Annotated in this window: 13 protein-coding genes; 1 reads left to right on the top strand and 12 read right to left on the bottom strand. The window is 77.2% G+C overall.

The window, feature by feature from the left end; genetic code table 11:
- Window positions 1-42: 42 nt before the first annotated feature.
- The gene (locus V9U69_RS18055; RefSeq protein WP_337063244.1) at window positions 43-4,539 is read left to right on the top strand and encodes an FtsK/SpoIIIE domain-containing protein; all 4,497 of its coding nucleotides are present in this window, start codon (window positions 43-45) and stop codon (window positions 4,537-4,539) included.
- A gap of 87 nt (window positions 4,540-4,626) precedes the next feature.
- Here the strand turns inward: V9U69_RS18055 and V9U69_RS18060 are convergent, their stop codons facing one another.
- The 12 genes from V9U69_RS18060 to V9U69_RS18115 all read right to left on the bottom strand — a co-directional run bounded on the left by V9U69_RS18060 (window position 4,627) and on the right by V9U69_RS18115 (window position 14,561).
- Window positions 4,627-4,902: a WXG100 family type VII secretion target gene (locus tag V9U69_RS18060; protein WP_337063245.1), complete on the bottom strand. Its 276-nt coding sequence runs from the start codon at window positions 4,900-4,902 to the stop codon at window positions 4,627-4,629.
- A gap of 146 nt (window positions 4,903-5,048) precedes the next feature.
- Complete coding sequence (locus V9U69_RS18065) at window positions 5,049-6,998, bottom strand: hypothetical protein (RefSeq protein WP_337063246.1); 1,950 nt, start codon at window positions 6,996-6,998, stop codon at window positions 5,049-5,051.
- Between the two features lie 56 nt (window positions 6,999-7,054).
- The gene (locus V9U69_RS18070; protein ID WP_337063247.1) at window positions 7,055-7,627 is read right to left on the bottom strand and encodes a hypothetical protein; all 573 of its coding nucleotides are present in this window, start codon (window positions 7,625-7,627) and stop codon (window positions 7,055-7,057) included.
- 686 nt (window positions 7,628-8,313) lie between these two features.
- Window positions 8,314-8,910 carry a hypothetical protein gene (locus tag V9U69_RS18075; RefSeq protein WP_337063248.1) on the bottom strand — a complete coding sequence of 199 codons (597 nt, stop codon included), beginning with the start codon at window positions 8,908-8,910 and terminating at the stop codon, window positions 8,314-8,316.
- Entirely contained in the window at window positions 8,907-9,383 is a 477-nt protein-coding gene (locus tag V9U69_RS18080) for a pilus assembly protein TadG-related protein (protein ID WP_337063249.1), read from the bottom strand. The genes V9U69_RS18075 and V9U69_RS18080 overlap by 4 nt, the downstream gene beginning before the upstream one ends.
- Window positions 9,380-9,793 carry a TadE/TadG family type IV pilus assembly protein gene (locus tag V9U69_RS18085; RefSeq protein ID WP_337063250.1) on the bottom strand — a complete coding sequence of 138 codons (414 nt, stop codon included), beginning with the start codon at window positions 9,791-9,793 and terminating at the stop codon, window positions 9,380-9,382. The genes V9U69_RS18080 and V9U69_RS18085 overlap by 4 nt, the downstream gene beginning before the upstream one ends.
- Entirely contained in the window at window positions 9,790-10,221 is a 432-nt protein-coding gene (locus V9U69_RS18090; protein ID WP_337063251.1) for a TadE family protein, read from the bottom strand. Before V9U69_RS18090 ends, V9U69_RS18085 begins: the two co-directional genes overlap by 4 nt.
- Window positions 10,203-10,442: a hypothetical protein gene (locus V9U69_RS18095; protein ID WP_337063252.1), complete on the bottom strand. Its 240-nt coding sequence runs from the start codon at window positions 10,440-10,442 to the stop codon at window positions 10,203-10,205. The genes V9U69_RS18090 and V9U69_RS18095 overlap by 19 nt, the downstream gene beginning before the upstream one ends.
- Window positions 10,443-10,517: 75 nt before the next feature.
- Window positions 10,518-11,471 carry a type II secretion system F family protein gene (locus tag V9U69_RS18100; RefSeq protein ID WP_337063253.1) on the bottom strand — a complete coding sequence of 318 codons (954 nt, stop codon included), beginning with the start codon at window positions 11,469-11,471 and terminating at the stop codon, window positions 10,518-10,520.
- Window positions 11,468-12,394, bottom strand: a complete 927-nt coding sequence (locus tag V9U69_RS18105) for a type II secretion system F family protein (protein ID WP_337063254.1) — start codon at window positions 12,392-12,394, stop codon at window positions 11,468-11,470. The genes V9U69_RS18100 and V9U69_RS18105 overlap by 4 nt, the downstream gene beginning before the upstream one ends.
- Window positions 12,391-13,716: a CpaF family protein gene (locus V9U69_RS18110; RefSeq protein ID WP_442907823.1), complete on the bottom strand. Its 1,326-nt coding sequence runs from the start codon at window positions 13,714-13,716 to the stop codon at window positions 12,391-12,393. The genes V9U69_RS18105 and V9U69_RS18110 overlap by 4 nt, the downstream gene beginning before the upstream one ends.
- A 47-nt stretch (window positions 13,717-13,763) precedes the next feature.
- Window positions 13,764-14,561, bottom strand: coding sequence for a hypothetical protein (locus tag V9U69_RS18115; protein WP_337063256.1), 798 nt, complete (start codon window positions 14,559-14,561; stop codon window positions 13,764-13,766).

Consider the following 14,561-nt stretch of genomic DNA (forward strand, 5'->3'; position numbering starts at 1 on the left):
CGGCGCGCACCCGGCAGCGGCGGCGGTCCCAGCATGGACCGGGTGCGCCTCGTCCTGACCCTCGTGCAGCCCGGACCGGCCGGGGCGGTCCGCGACGTCGACGTGTCCGTGGCCGACGACGCGGCGGTCGCCGACCTCGCGCGTGCGCTGGGCGCGTCGGCGGGGCTGTGGCTGGGTGCGACACCGCTGGAGGGGGCGCAACCCCTGCGCGAGAGCGCGGTGCGCTCCGGAGCGGTCCTCGGCGTCGGCGCCGCCGTGCCCGGCGTGCCCGCCGAACCTGGCGGGGTCGTCGACGTGCTGGTCGCCTCGGGCCCGGGCGCGGGCGCGGTCCACCGGCTGCTGCCGGGCGAGCACCGGCTGCCGCAGGCACCGCAGGTCGCGGTGGAGGTGCGCGGCGACGGGTCGGTCGCGGTGCGGGTCGACGCCGCGCAGGCGGGCTCGACCCGCCCCGCCGCACCCCGCACCCGGCCCCTGCCCGGCCCGTTCGTCGTGCACGACGACGCACCCGCCACCACCGGCCGCCGTCGCCGGCGGCGGAGCGCCGCCGCTCAGGACCCCGTGCAGGTGCACGCCGCGGACGCCGGCGTGCCGCTCGTGCACCTCGACCGGCGCGCACCGCGCACGCCGACCCCGTGGCCGGCGCAGGTCCCCCTGGTGGCCGGCGACGTCCTGCTGCGGGTGCAGCGGCCCGAACCGCCGGACGCCGTCCTGACCCCGGACCCGCGCGGCGCCCGGCGGGGCTTCAACCGGCCGCCGCGGCTGCTGCCGGCGCAGCGCAGCAGCGCCTTCGTCCTGCCGGCGCCACCTCAGCGGCCGGAGAAGCAGCCCCTGCCGTGGCTGCTGGCTCTCGCCCCGCTGATCGCCTCGGGCGCCCTGTACTGGTTCACCCGCTCCCCGTACACGCTGGTGCTCGCGGTGCTCGGGCCCGTGACGGCCCTCGGCACGGCCCTCGGGGGCCGGCGCCACGGCGCTTCGCGGCACCGCCGCGCCGTCGCCGAGCACCGGGCGCGCACCGCCGCCGTCCGCCGCGACGCCTACGCCGCGCTGCTCGCCGAGCGCGAGCGCAGGACCCGCGACGCACCGGACCCGGCGACCCTGCTGCTGCTGGCCACGGGGCCGCGCGCCCGGCTGTGGGAGCGCCGCCGGCCGGACCCCGACTGGCTGCGCACCCGCCTGGGCACCGCCGACCTGCCCAGCGAGGTCACGCTGAAGGACCCCTCGCGCGAGGAGCACGAGGGCCCGCTGCGCTGGAGCGCGGCGGACGTGCCGGTCACGGTGGACCTGGCGCAGGTGGGCGTGCTGGGGGTCGCCGGCCCGGCCGCCCGGCGGCGGGCGCTCGCCGCCGGGTGCGTCGCGCAGGCCGCGGTGCTGGCCAGCCCCACCGACCTGGAGGTCGTCGTGCTCGGCCTGGAGGTGGAGGAGGCGTGGGACTGGGTGCGCTGGCTGCCGCACGCCCGCCGCGAGCACGCTCCCGTCGGCGCGGCCGTCGCCGCCGGCACCGACCCCGCCGCCGCCACCGCCCGGCTGGCCGAGCTGACCGACCTGCTGGCCGCTCGCCGGGCGGTGCTCACCGAGCGCGCCGGTGCCCCGTCCGCGGCACCGGCGTGGCGGGAGGTGCTCGTGGTCCTCGACGGCGCCCGCGCGCTGCGCGCCCTGCCCGGCACCGTGTCGCTGCTGCAGGAGGGCCCGGCGCTGGGCGTCCGCCTGGTGTGCCTGGACGAGGACGTGCGCTCGCTGCCCGAGGAGTGCCGCGCCGTGGTCGACGCCTCGACCGCTCCGGGGACCGTGGGGGTCAGCGGGGTGGGGACCGTCGAGGGCGTGCGCTTCGACGAGGTGGCCCCGGCCTGGTGCGAACGGCTGGCCCGCGCCCTCGCACCGCTGCGCGACTCCTCCAGCGAGGACCTGACGCAGAACCTGCCCGCCGCGTCCCGGCTCGTCGACGTCCTCGCCCTCCCGGTGGAGGCGGACCTGCTGCCGCAGCACCTCCTGCAGCGGTGGGACGCGGGCGGGCGCAGCACGCTGGCCACGATCGGCGAGGCCGCGGACGGTCCCCACGTCGTGGACGTGCGCGCCGACGGCCCGCACGGGCTCGTCGCGGGCACGACCGGTTCCGGCAAGTCGGAACTGCTGCAGACGGTCATCGCCTCGCTGGCGGTGGTGAACCGCCCCGACGAGTTCACCTTCGTGCTCGTCGACTACAAGGGCGGCGCCGCGTTCGCCGACTGCGCGCACCTGCCGCACACGGTCGGCGTGGTGACGGACCTGGACGGGCACCTGACGGCGCGGGCCCTGGCCAGCCTGGGTGCCGAGCTGAAGCACCGCGAGCACCTGCTGGCGAGCGCGGGCGCCAAGGACGTGGAGGACTACACCGCCGCGCGCGACGCGGCGGGCGGCGACCTGCCGCCCCTGCCGCGCCTGCTGATCGTCATCGACGAGTTCGCGGCGCTCGTCGCGGACCTGCCCGACTTCGTGACGGGCCTGGTGGACATCGCCCGCCGCGGCCGTTCGCTGGGCGTGCACCTGCTGCTGGCCACCCAGCGCCCCGCCGGTGTCGTCAGCGCCGAGATCCGCTCGAACACGGCGCTGCGGATCGCGCTGCGGGTCACGGACACCGCCGACAGCCGGGACGTGCTGGACGCGCCGGACGCCGCCACCGTCCCCCGCTCGCTGCCCGGGCGCGCCTACGGGCGCTCGGGGACCGCGCCGCTGGTCGCGTTCCAGGCAGCGCGCGTGGGCGGCCGCGCCGGGGAGGGCGCGCGCAGCGAGGTGGCGCCCCTGTCGCTGCGCCCCGCCCCGGCCGGGCGGGCGGAGCCCGGTGCGCCCGGGCGGGCGGTCGAGGACACGCCCACCGACCTCGCGCTGCTGGTGGCGGGGCTGCGCGCGGCGGCCGAGCGCGCCGGGGTGCCCGCACCGCGCCGCCCCTGGCTGCCGGCGCTGCCGGCGGTCGTGGTGCTGCCCGCGGCCGGGGCACCGGTGCGCGGGCGGGTCGAGCCGCTGGTGCTGGGCACCGTGGACCTGCCCCGCGAGCAGCGGCGCGCACCGTCCCTGCTGGACCTGTCGGCCGGGACCCACCTGGGTGTGGTCGGGGCGGCCAGGTCCGGCCGCTCCGGTGCGCTGCGCGCCGTCGCCGGCGCCGTGGCCGCCACCTGCCACCCGGCCGACGTGCACCTGTACGGCATCGACTGCGGTGGCGGCGCCCTGCTGCCGCTGACGAGCCTGCCGCACACGGGAGCCGTGGTGACGCGCGACCAGGTCGACCGCCTCGCGCGGCTGGTCGACCGCCTCGGCGAGGAGGTCCAGCGGCGGCAGCGGGCGCTGGCGGAGGGAGGTTTCGCCTCGCTCGCCGAGCAGCGCGCCCACGCACCGCAGGCCGGGCGGCTCCCGCACCTGGTGGTGCTGCTGGACCGCTGGGAGGGTTTCGTCGCCGCGTTCGAGCAGCTGGACGGCGGCCGGCTGGTGGACGCCTTCCAGCGCGTGATGGCCGAGGGCGGCGCCGTCGGTGTCACGGTGGTGCTCGCCGTGGACCGCAGCGGGCTCGTGGGCCGGGTCTCCGCGCTGCTGGACGACAAGCTCGTGCTGCGCACGACCGACCCCTCGGACCTCTCCAGCATCGGCATCCCCGTCCGGGACGTGCCCGCCGCGATGCCCGGCGGGCGGGGTTTCCGGTCGGGCCCGCAGTTCGAGCACCCCGTGGAGACGCAGGTCGCGCTGCTGGCCGCCGACCCGCGCGGGACCGCCCAGGTCGCTGCGCTGCAACGTCTCGGGAAGGAGGCCGCCGCGCGCCACGGGGACCTCGAGGAGTCGGCGCGACCGTTCCGCGTCGACGTCCTGCCCACCGCGCTGGACCTGGACCGGGCGCGGCGGGACTTCCCGGCGGGGTTCGCGCGAACGGATCCCTCACGGGTCCGGCTGGTGGTGGGCGTCGGCGGCGACACCCTGGGCGCGAGGTGGTTCGACCTCGCCGAGGAGGGCCCCGGTCTCCTCGTCGCCGGGCCGCGGCGCAGCGGGCGCAGCACGCTGCTGTCGGTGCTGGCCGACCAGGCCCTCAGCGCGGGGATGCGGGTCGGGACGGTGACCGCCCGGCGGAGCCCGCTGCGGGAGCTCCCGGCGCACCCGGGCCTGGTCGCGGCGCTGACGGCCGATGCCGAGCGGGCCGAGGCGCAGGAGGCGTTCGAGGCCCTCGCGCCGGGCGCGGACGCGCCGCCCTCGCTGCTGCTCGTCGACGACCTGGAACTGCTGGGCCAGGACGGCGTGCTGGCCGACGGTGTCACCGCCCACCTGGAGCGGTTGCGCGACAGCGGCTGCGCGGTGGTGGCGGCCGGAACCCTGGAGGAGCTGACCTCGATGTACCGCGGACCGGTCGTCGCCCTCAAGCGCCAGCGCACCGGGGTCCTGCTGTCGCCGCGCGCCGCCGGCGACGGCGACCTGTTCGGGGTGCGCCTGTCGCGCAGCGCCCTCGGGGGCCCCGCGGGGCGCGGGTTGCTGGTGCGTGCGGGGACGGGTGAGAGCGTGCAGGTCCTGTCCGCACCCGCGCGCTGACCCCGGGGCGCGAGGCACCGGGCCCGGCAACCGCGAACGGCGCGGCATCCCCGAGGGGTGCCGCGCCGTTCGCGTCGGTGGCGAGGGTCAGAAGGTGGCCTCGCCGGTGGCCGTGGCGATGTTGTTGTGGTTCGTCCTCACGTCGTCCGCAGCATTGTTCAGGGCCGTGTTGAGGTTGTCGAGGTTCCGCTTGTACTCGGCCCACGCGTTGCGGAAGTCGTCCGAGAACCGGCCGGTCCAGACCGCCGAGTTCACGCCGCCCTCGACGGCGTTCTTGATGTCGATGGCCTCCTGCGCCTTCTGCTGGAAGACCCGGTGGAGGTCTCGCAGGGTGGACAGTTCTGCGCCGACGGTTCCCGCCACGGGATTCCCCTCTCGATCTCGGCCGGCGGGACGTCCGCCGGAACCGGTACTGCTCGCACCAGCAGGTGCCTCACCACCAGGTTAGGTGACCCCACCGCCCGTCGGCGGGGAACCCGTCCTGGACCACCCGTCGGGACCAGCACTGATCACGGAAGGTCCTGGCGGGCGATCCGCTGCAGTTCCCCGACGGTGAGCGAGAACGCCCGGCCACGGACTCCGAGCACACCGAGGTCGACCGAACCGTCTGCTGCGCAACGGAACCGCCAGGACGCCGCAGGAACGTCCCCGACGACGAGGACGGCCAGCGCGGTCTCCCCGGAACTCACCAGACGCTCCAGGCGAGCCGCCTCACCGGCGGTGGGTGCCCCGGACAGGACGACGACGCGCGGCCGCGGGCGGTCTCCCCGGCGGCCGCGGCGGCCGGCCAGGACACCGTCGATACCCAGGGTGCGGGCAGCGCGCTGGGCGTCGGCCGCCTCGGCGTCCAGCCGGTCCAGGAGGCCCGCCAGCGACTCCACGTCCTCGACGAGTTCCGGTCGCAGGCCGGCGTGCCGGGACGCGAAACCCACCAGGTGCAGCTGAACCCCGTCGGACCAGGGGTTCAGGACGAGTTCGGCGGCCATCGACAGGGCCAGCCCGCGCGCGACCTGCTCGTCCCCGCCGAGGGCCACGAGGCCGGGAGCCGACTCCAGGTCCACGAGGAGGTCCTCCTCACCCACCCGCGCCACGTCCGCCAGCGCCGGGTACGGAGCGCGACCGGTCCCGTGCGGGGCGGGCAGGGCGGCTGCGCGATCCAGGTCCTCGCGGCGGACCTCCCACCGCGTTCCCGCGCCCGTGAAGGGCTCGGGAACCCGCATGCCCCCGGGGACGTCCGCCAGGTGCAGGACGAGGCGGTCCGCGCCGAGCCCGACGGCGAGCACCTCCGGCAGCGGCGTCCCCTGCTCGTCGGCCGCAGCGGCGATCCGGCGCAACGCGCGGTCGAGGAACACCGCCCGCCCGGGGTCGTCCAGACCGCGTTCGGCCGGTGCGAGGGGCCCAGCGGGCCGGGCGCGGCGCGTGGCGGTCAGCAGGCCGACCGCGACCAGCCCCGCGCTCAGGGCGCCGCGCCGCAGGAGGTCGTCGCCGGCCGCGGCGGACGGCGCCCCGGGCTCCTGGGCGGGGGCGGCGGGCCGCTCCCCGGCGGGGTTCTCGGCGGGGTTCTCGGCGGAGTTCTCGGCGAGGTCCGCGGCGGGTGCGGTCAGGGTCGGTTGCACGGGGACGTGCTGCGCGGCGTCACCGGGCAGCAGCAGCACCCACCCGGGGCGGATGAGGTCGGCGTCCACCAGCCGGGAACCGTCGGGCTGCACCCTGTCCACGTTGAGCTCGAAGATCTCGCGGTAGCGCAGGGGGTCGCCGAGCGTGCGCTCGGCGATGTCCCACAGGCAGTCGTGGTGGCGACCCGCCGGCGGCTGCACCACGTAGGTGACCGGATCGCCGGCGGCGGCCGCGGACCGTCCCGCCCAGGCCGCGTCGGGGGTGGGGGTGGGGGCAGCGGCAGGAGCGGTGGCTCGCGCGGCGCCGGCCTCCCCCGTGCCCGGTGCCGGTGCGGTGCGCAGCGCCTCCTGCGCGCCGGTGACCGACACCGCGCTGACCGCGCCGGTCGACGGCAGCGGAGCGGTGCCGGGCACCCACACCGCGCCGGCCGCGAGGAGCAGCACGGCGCCCACGAGGCGCTGCGCGAGGACCTGCTGGGTACCGCCGAAGGGAGCGCGTGCGCTGACCCCGCCGCGCACCCGGGCGCGGACCTCCGCGAGGACGCAGGCGGTGAAGTGCGCCCAGGTCAGCCACAGCACCACCGCGAGGACGTCGAGCACGACCGTGCCGCTGAGCTCGGCGTCCAGCCAGCTGCGCCGGGGCGGGGTGGAGGGCAGCGGGTCGCCCACGAGGACGACCAGCGCCCACGGGACGCCCACGACCACGGCGAGCAGGACGAGCGCTGCGGCGGCTCCGTGCAGGACCTCCAGGCGCCGGGCCGCCGGGGTGGGGCCGCGGCGGGGCAGGCGGGTGGGCACCCGCTGCCCGGTGCGGTCCGGGCGGTCGAGGACGGGAGCGGGCATCGGTCACCTCACGGTGGTGCGGTCGGGGTTCGTCACGGGGTTCGTCACGGGGTTCGTCACGCGCCCCCGGCCGGGGGCAGCGGCACGACGAGGGTCTGCACCTCGGTCACCTGGATCCCGGTCTCGGTGGGCAGGTCGATCTCCCGGTAGGTCTGCCAGGTCGCTCCGGCGTCCTCGCTGATCTCGATGCGCCAGGTCTCCAGCGCCGTCACGCGGAAGGTGTCCTCAGCACCGCGGAACTCCTGGCCGCTGGAGGTCCAGCGGTAGGTGTACGAGCACACCTCGGCACCGGTGCGCCGGGTGGCACCCGGCGCCAGTCCCGCTCCCCCGCCCTCGCAGGTCACCGGTTCCGCACCCGGCAGCGGCCACACCCGCAGGCGCACCACGACGGCACGCATGCGGGTGTCACCGGTGCCCACGACGGCCGGGGTCTCGGTCGATCCGCGCGAGAACGCGACGGTCTGCCCGACCCGCGGCCTGGTGGACGGCGAGGTGCGGACCCCGGACGTCTTGATGCGCCCGCTGCGCTCGTGCACCAGGTCCGCGTACGCCTGCTGCCCGGGGGTGAGCTCCGTCCACAGCGGGTACCGGTCCGGGGAGTCCAGGTGCACCAGGACGGTCGTCGGCACGATCCGCATCCCCCAGGAGGGGATCCCGGTACGGGGGTCCGGAGGGGGCTCGATGCAGTGCTGCACCAGTTCCACCGGTGGAGGTGGCGGGGGCGGCGGGGGCGTGGTCGGCACCGGGGCGGGTTCGGGGGTCGCGGTGGGCGCTTCGGTGGGGGTGGGTTCCCCCGTGGTTCCGGGTCCGCCCGTGGGGGCGGGCACCGGCTCCGGGGCGGGGTCCGCGGTGGGTCCCGGGTCCGCCGGCGACGGGGTGGGGACCGGGCCGGCACCCGGCCGCGGCGTCTCCAGCGCGCTCGCGCGCACCGCGAGGAGCAGGGACGCGGGCGTGACCGCGGTGCCCGGGGCCGCGGCGGAGGCGGTCGTGGGACCCCCGTCGCCGGGAGACCTCAACCAGCAGGTCGGGGGTTCCGCCCCCCGCAGCAGGTCGCCGAAGCTGGCGGAGCGGCGCGACCCGGCGCACTTGAGCCCGTAACTGGCGCCGCTGTTGACACCGCCGCCCGCGCGGGCGTACGTCAGGCAGTTGCCGTGCGCGCTCACGCCCACCGGCGTCGACGTCGCCATCGGCCGAGCCGCCCCGGCCTCGGCCGCCACGGCGGCCGTGGGCGTGAGGACCAGCGGAGCCAGCACTGGCAGCAGGGCCGCCCGCACCAGCACGGCGCGGCGCCCGCGAGCGAACCCGCCGGCCCGCATCAGAACCGCTCCACGACGACGTCAGCGGCGGAGCAGGCCCCGCCGGCGGAGGCGACGTCGTCGACCAGCCAGCGCCCGTCCACGCGCAGCACCACGGCGGTGGCCGTGGAGTAGCGGGCGGTGTTGACGGGGTTCCCGCCGGCGCGGTCCACCTGCCAGCCGCGGTCCTGCAGGCACAGCTGCAGCACCACGCGGTCCTGCCCCTCGCGTGTGCTGCCGAGCACACCCACCGGGTACGGGCCGGGCATCTCGTCACCGAGGTTCTGCGCGAGCAGCGGCACCGCCCACTCCAGCGCCGCCGTGGTCAGGGTGGCCCTGAACGCGGGCAGCCGGGAGGGGTCGGCGACGCGCGCGTTGACCGCCAGCGCCTGCTCGCGCAGGTACGCGCGCACGGCGACGGAGGCCGGGTCGCCGTCCCACGGTCCCGCCGCGGCCGCCGAGGGCGCGGCACCGGGCACGGGGCCCGCTGCGGTGGCGGCCGGCGCGGCCTCCGCCGCCGGGGGTGCCGGGGGCGCCACGTCGGAGGTCTCGGTGGAGCACCCGGTGGTGAGCAGCAGCGCTGCGGCCGCGACGAGCGCGGCGGTGGTCCTTCTCACGTGGCGTCCTCCTGGTCGGTCCCCTCGAACGGGCGGGCCCGGGCGTCACCCGCGGCGCGCAGCTCGCGGACCCCGACGATGCCGAGCAGCGTCGTCGGCAGCACCACCTCGACGTGGGCCGTCACGACGATCCGGCGACCGTACGGGTCGCCCTGCGCGGTGATCCCCGTGAAGCACCCGCCCGGCTCGGTGATCGGCGCCCCGGCCGCCACCGCGTCGCGGCAGTACGCGACCACGCGCTCGCGCACCTGCGCGTCGGACAGCAGGACGAGGTCCTGCGCGTCCACGTCGACGGCCGCGGCGCCGGCACGGGCGGCCTCCTCGGCGTAGGCGACGGCACGGGCGCGGGACGCCAGCTGCCGGGAGGCGTCCAGCACCAGCCCGGCCAGCAGCAGCAGCACCAGCGCCAGCACCGGCACGGCCGGGGCGATGGAACCCTCCTCGCGACCCGCCGCGGGGCGCGGGCGCCTCACCGCACCCCCCGGTTGGGGTCGAGGGGGCTGGAGAAGGAACTGCCCACCGTGACGTGACCGGGGGCACCCGGCAGACCCAGGTCCGCCAGGGCGTACCGGCACCGGGCGGTGACGGTCACCGGGCTCCCCGGCTCGAACCGGGCCAGCGGCTCCACCGCGAGGGTGTCGGCGCACTCCCCCTCGCCGACGGCGGCACGGACGACCTCCTCGGCGCGCGAGCGGGCGTCGTCCGCCGAACGCGCCTGGGTGGCGCTGCGCGCGGCGTCGCGCACCCCGGAGTCCAGGGCCGCCGAGACCAGCCCGGCGCGCCCGTACGCGAGCAGGAGCGCGACGAGCAGCAGCAGGGCGGGGGCGACGAGGGTGAACTCCAGCGCGAGGCTGCCGGCCTCCCGCTCCTCCGACCCGTTCACCCCTCGCTCCCGAACAGCTCGCGCGGCCCGGCGGCGCTCTGGGTGGTGCTCAGGTCCAGCCCCGGAACCAGGCTGATGACGCGGCCGCTGACGCTCACCCGCACGCGGCGGCCGTCGGCCGACCAGGTGGTGCGCACCTGAGGGGCCAGCAGCGCCTCGCGTCCCACGGTGGTGGCGAACTGCCGCACGTGCTCCTCGACACCTGCCTGCCCCGCGGCCACGGCCTGCTCGTCGGCCAGCAACCGCAGCTGCGACACGCCTTCGCGAGCCGACTGCAGCGCGACCGAGCGCCCGTAGGCCCACAGGCCCGCCTGGATGCCGAAGAACACCAGCAGCAGGAACACCGGGGCCAGGAACGCCGTCTCCAGCGCCGCGCTGCCGCCGTCGCGCCCCCCGCACCGGCCGCGCTTCAGTCCACACCCGCGCACGTCGCACCGACCGCCACCGTGGAGCACTCCTGGAGCGCCTCGCTCTTGGTCTGGACGATGTTGTAGACCACGCCGCCGATCACGGAAGCGGCCACCACGACGACGGCCGCGATGATCGCCCACTCCAGGGCGGAGGCGCCGGCGTCGCGGCCCTGCGCCGCGGCGCGCCGGGCCCGTTCGGACAGCAGCCGCACCAGCCGCGAGATCGAGCAGGAGGACATCGGTTTTCCCTTCGGTCGGGTTCGCGCGGCACGAGGCGGCCGCACGCGGTTCCTGGGTGCGTGCGGGGGTTCCCGTCACGACTGCCCCACGAGGTTGGAGACCGCGGGGAAGGCGAGGAACACCATGAACGCGGTGCACAGCAGCAGCTGCGCGACGAGCATGGACTGCGACTTCTCCCCCGCCTGCCCCTCGGTGTCGGCCATGTCGCGCCGGCGCATGGTGGCCGCGCGCGCCGACAGCGAGGCGCGGATCTTCGCTCCGTCGTCCGAGGCGAGACCCAGCGCCCCGGACAGGTCCACGAGTTCGGGGACCGCCAGCTCGGTGCCCAGCTCACCCAGCGCCTCCCACGGGGTGGTCCCCAGCAACCGGGCGTTGGCGAGCGCCTGCCGGATGCGCACCAGCGCCCAGTAGTCGCTCACGGACGCGGAACTCAGCAGCGCCTCGGGCAGACCCCGCCCGCCGGCGAGGTTCATCGCGACGAGGTCGCAGAACACGCCGACGACGCGCCGGAAGTCCCGGCGGCGGCGTTCCGCGTCGGACCGCAGAGCCAGGTCGGGGACCAGGAAACCCGCGGCACCCAGCACGAGCGCCAGCGGCAGCGGGGCCCCACCGGGCACCGGGACACCGAACACCCGCAGGACCGCCCAGCACACCGGTGCCAGCAGCAGCAGCACCAGCCCGGCGACGACCTTCGCAGCCAGGAACTCCCCCGTGCCGCGCCCCAGCACCGCCAGGTCGGCGCGGGTACGGGGCAGGCGCCAGCCGCGCTCGGCGCTGAGGACCTCCAGCCGGTCGGCCAGCACCGCCACCAGGCGGCCGGTCGCGGAGCCGGGGCCCACCAGGGTGCGCCGGGGGGCGGCGGAGGCCGCCGCCTCCGCCGCGCTCAGCAGGGTTCGCCGCGACGTGCGCCGCAGCGCGTCGTGACGGGCGACCTGCACGGCCACCGAGGAGTGCGAGCGCACCGACGCGGTGAGGAGGAGCAGCGCACCGGCACCGCAGGACGCGCCGAACAGCAGGGCGAGGTTCACCGCGCCACCGCCGCACCCGCGCCGTTCGCCGTGACGCCGGTCGCAGCCAGGAACCGTTCGTGGACCTCCACGCGGGCCAGGCGGCGCAGCCACACCAGCCCCGCCAGGAACAGCGCCGCCACCACGACCAGCGCCAGCTGCCCGGCCACCGTGGAGTACGGCTCGACGTACGCGCGGTTGAACACGGCCAGCAGGCCCATGACGCCCAGCACGATGAGCAGGACGATCTGGACGCTGCGCCGGATGCTGCGGCGACTGGCCTCGATGCGGCGGCGCACGTCGAGCTCCTCGCGCGTGGAGGCCGCCAGGGCGGTGAGGACGTCGCGCAGGCCCGGTCCGCGCAGCCGCGCGTTCAGCACGAGCGCCGCGCACACCACGTCGGCGCTGGGGTCGTCGACGTCCTCCGCGAAGCGCAGCAGCGCCTCCGGGAGGGGCTCGCGGATGCGCAACCGGTCCACCAGCAGGTTCAGCGACGGCCGCAGCACCGGCGCCGAGGTGGCAGCGGTGGCGGGGATCGCCTGCTCCAGGCCGATCGCGCCGGCGATGGTGTCGCGCAACGACTCCGTCCACGTGGCCAGCGCCTCGGTGCGGGCGATCCCGCGCCCCTCCTCGGCACCGCCGCCCAGCAGGCGGTCCCAGCAGGCCGCGAGCAGGCCGATGCCGACGCCGGCCACCAGCCAGCGGGTCAGCACCACCGTCACCACGCCGGCACCCAGCCCCACCAGCACCCGGCGGCTGCCCGCGCGCGCCCCCACCCGGGCCCGCCACGACGGCGGCCTGGAACCGCTGCCCGCTGCACGGGCACGCAGCCCGAGCACCACGACCAGCACGCCCAGGCCGGCGGCACCACCGGTGAGGGCGACGAGCACCTCCGGCGCGACGAGACCGGTCACCGGGTCCAGCACGCTCCCCGCCGCGCTCACGCGTCCCACCGCCGCAGCACCGGAGCCGTGTAGCCGTGCCGCTCCAGGTCGGCGGCGCACTGCAGCGGTGCGTGCGCGCGCGCGATCCCGTCGGCACCGGCGAGGAACACCTCCGAGGACAGCACCCGCCCGTCCACCCCGGTGACCTCGCGCACGCTGGCGACGACGCGGCGCAAGGCCCCACCGGAGTGGTAGGTGTTCTGCTTGTCGAGGAACACCACGAAGTTCACGGCTCCGGCGATCAGCATGTGGCTCGCCTCGACCGGCAGGCGTTCCTCGGCCTGCAGGGCGTAGGTCGCGATCCGGTTGAACACCTCGGCGGAGGAGTTCGCGTGGATCGTCGACAGGGAGCCGTCGTTGCCCTGGCTCATCGCGTTGAGCATCGTGACGATCTCGTCGCCGAGGACCTCGCCGACGATGACGCGGCTGGGGTTCATGCGCAGCGAACGGCGCACCAGGTCGGCCATGCTCACGCCGCCGACCCCCTCGGAGTTCTGCAGCCTCTCCTCGAACGCGACGGCGTTCGGGTGGGCCTCGACGTGGGCGTCCAGCCCCAGCTCCAGCGCCCGCTCGACCGTGATGATCCTCTCGTGCGGGCCGATCTCGGCGGCCAGCGCCCGCAGCAGGGTCGTCTTCCCCGAGTTGGTGGACCCGGCGATCATGATGTTCTTGCGGGCTCGCACGGCCGCGCGCAGGAACCGCGCGAGGTCGTCGGTCATCGAGCCGGCGGCCACCAGGTCAGCCAGGCTCGCGGTGCCCAGGCGGGCTCGCCGGATGCTCAGGGCGGGGCGCTGGCACACGCCCATCACCGCCGACAACCGCGAGCCGTCGGGCAGCCGCAGGTCCAGCTGCGGGTTCGCCGCGTCGAACGGCCGGCTCGTGAGGCCGACGTTGGCGGCGAGGACCTGGACGAGCTCGACGAGGTCCTCGTCGGACTCGGCGACCGGGGCGTGCAGCTCCTCGCGGCCGTCGGCGTACCCGACGAAGACGCGGTCGAACCCGTTGATGTCGATGTTCTCCACGTCGGGGTCGTCCAGCAGGGGCTGCAACCGGCCCACGCCGAACAGCGCTGCCCCGATCGCCGACGCCACCGCCTCCTCGTCGGACGCGTCCAGCGGTGCGCGGCCCGCCTCCACCTCGGCGCGGGCGTGGTCCTCCAGGACCTGCACCACGAGGGAGCGGGCGAACTGGCGCTCGTCGGCGCTGGACATGGGGGCGCGGCCCGCGACGTCGTCGCGCCGGCGCTGGCCCGCGAGCCGGTCCGCCACCTGAACGCGCAGGCGGCGCACCAGGTCGTGGTCGACGGCTCCCGCGCCGCGCACGCCCGGGACGGGGCCCGTGAGCGCCGCGGGTGCCGGGGGGAACGCGCTCACGCGGCGCTCCTCGCCCGGCCGGCGGCCGCCGCGGCCACCACCTGCACGACCGTCCGCCCGGCCCGCACCAGCGCGGTCCGCTCCGGCCGCGCGGTGCGCGCACCGTCGAAGACCCGGGCACCCGCGGCGTCCAGCGGCAACCGGCCGAAGTCCTCGACCCACTCCCCCACCTCGAGCAGCACCCGGGCGCTGCCGTCGGCGTCCCCGCGCTGCAGGTCGCCCACCACGACGACCCCCACGCGCGGCAGCAACCCGTCGCCGCGCCGCAGGGCACCGGCGAGCACCCGCAGCCGCTCCCGGGCGTGCAGGACACCGGCCACGTCGTCGCGCACCACCAGGACGACGGCGGCGGACTCGCGCAGCAGCGGCAGGTGGACCGGGTGCGCCCCCAGGCGCCCGCCGTCCACGAGCACGTCGGTGGCGCCGGCGCCGCTCGCTCCCCGCGCCACGTCCAGGACGGCGGCGGCCAGGGACGGCCACGACCGCTCCGCGGCCTGCGCCTGCTCGGGCGAGCCCAGACCGCACACCACCGGGGTCCCGCCCGAGGCCGGCTGCACCTGCGCGAGCACCTGCTCGGCGCTCAGGCCGCGCCGCGCCGACGTCAGCAGCGGCAGCAGGCCCCGCTCGGCGTCCAGGACACCGCCACCGGCGGCGGGCCAGCGGGCGGCCACGTCACCACCGGCCGGGTCGGCGTCCAGCAGCAGCACGGGCGCCGGCCACAGCGCCGCGCTGAGCATCGCGGTCGTCGTCGCACCGGGAGACCCCTTGGCGGACACGAAGGACACGACGGCCAC

It is taken from the genome of Kineococcus sp. G2 (assembly GCF_037154035.1).
Classification (GTDB): Bacteria; Actinomycetota; Actinomycetes; order Actinomycetales; family Kineococcaceae; genus Kineococcus.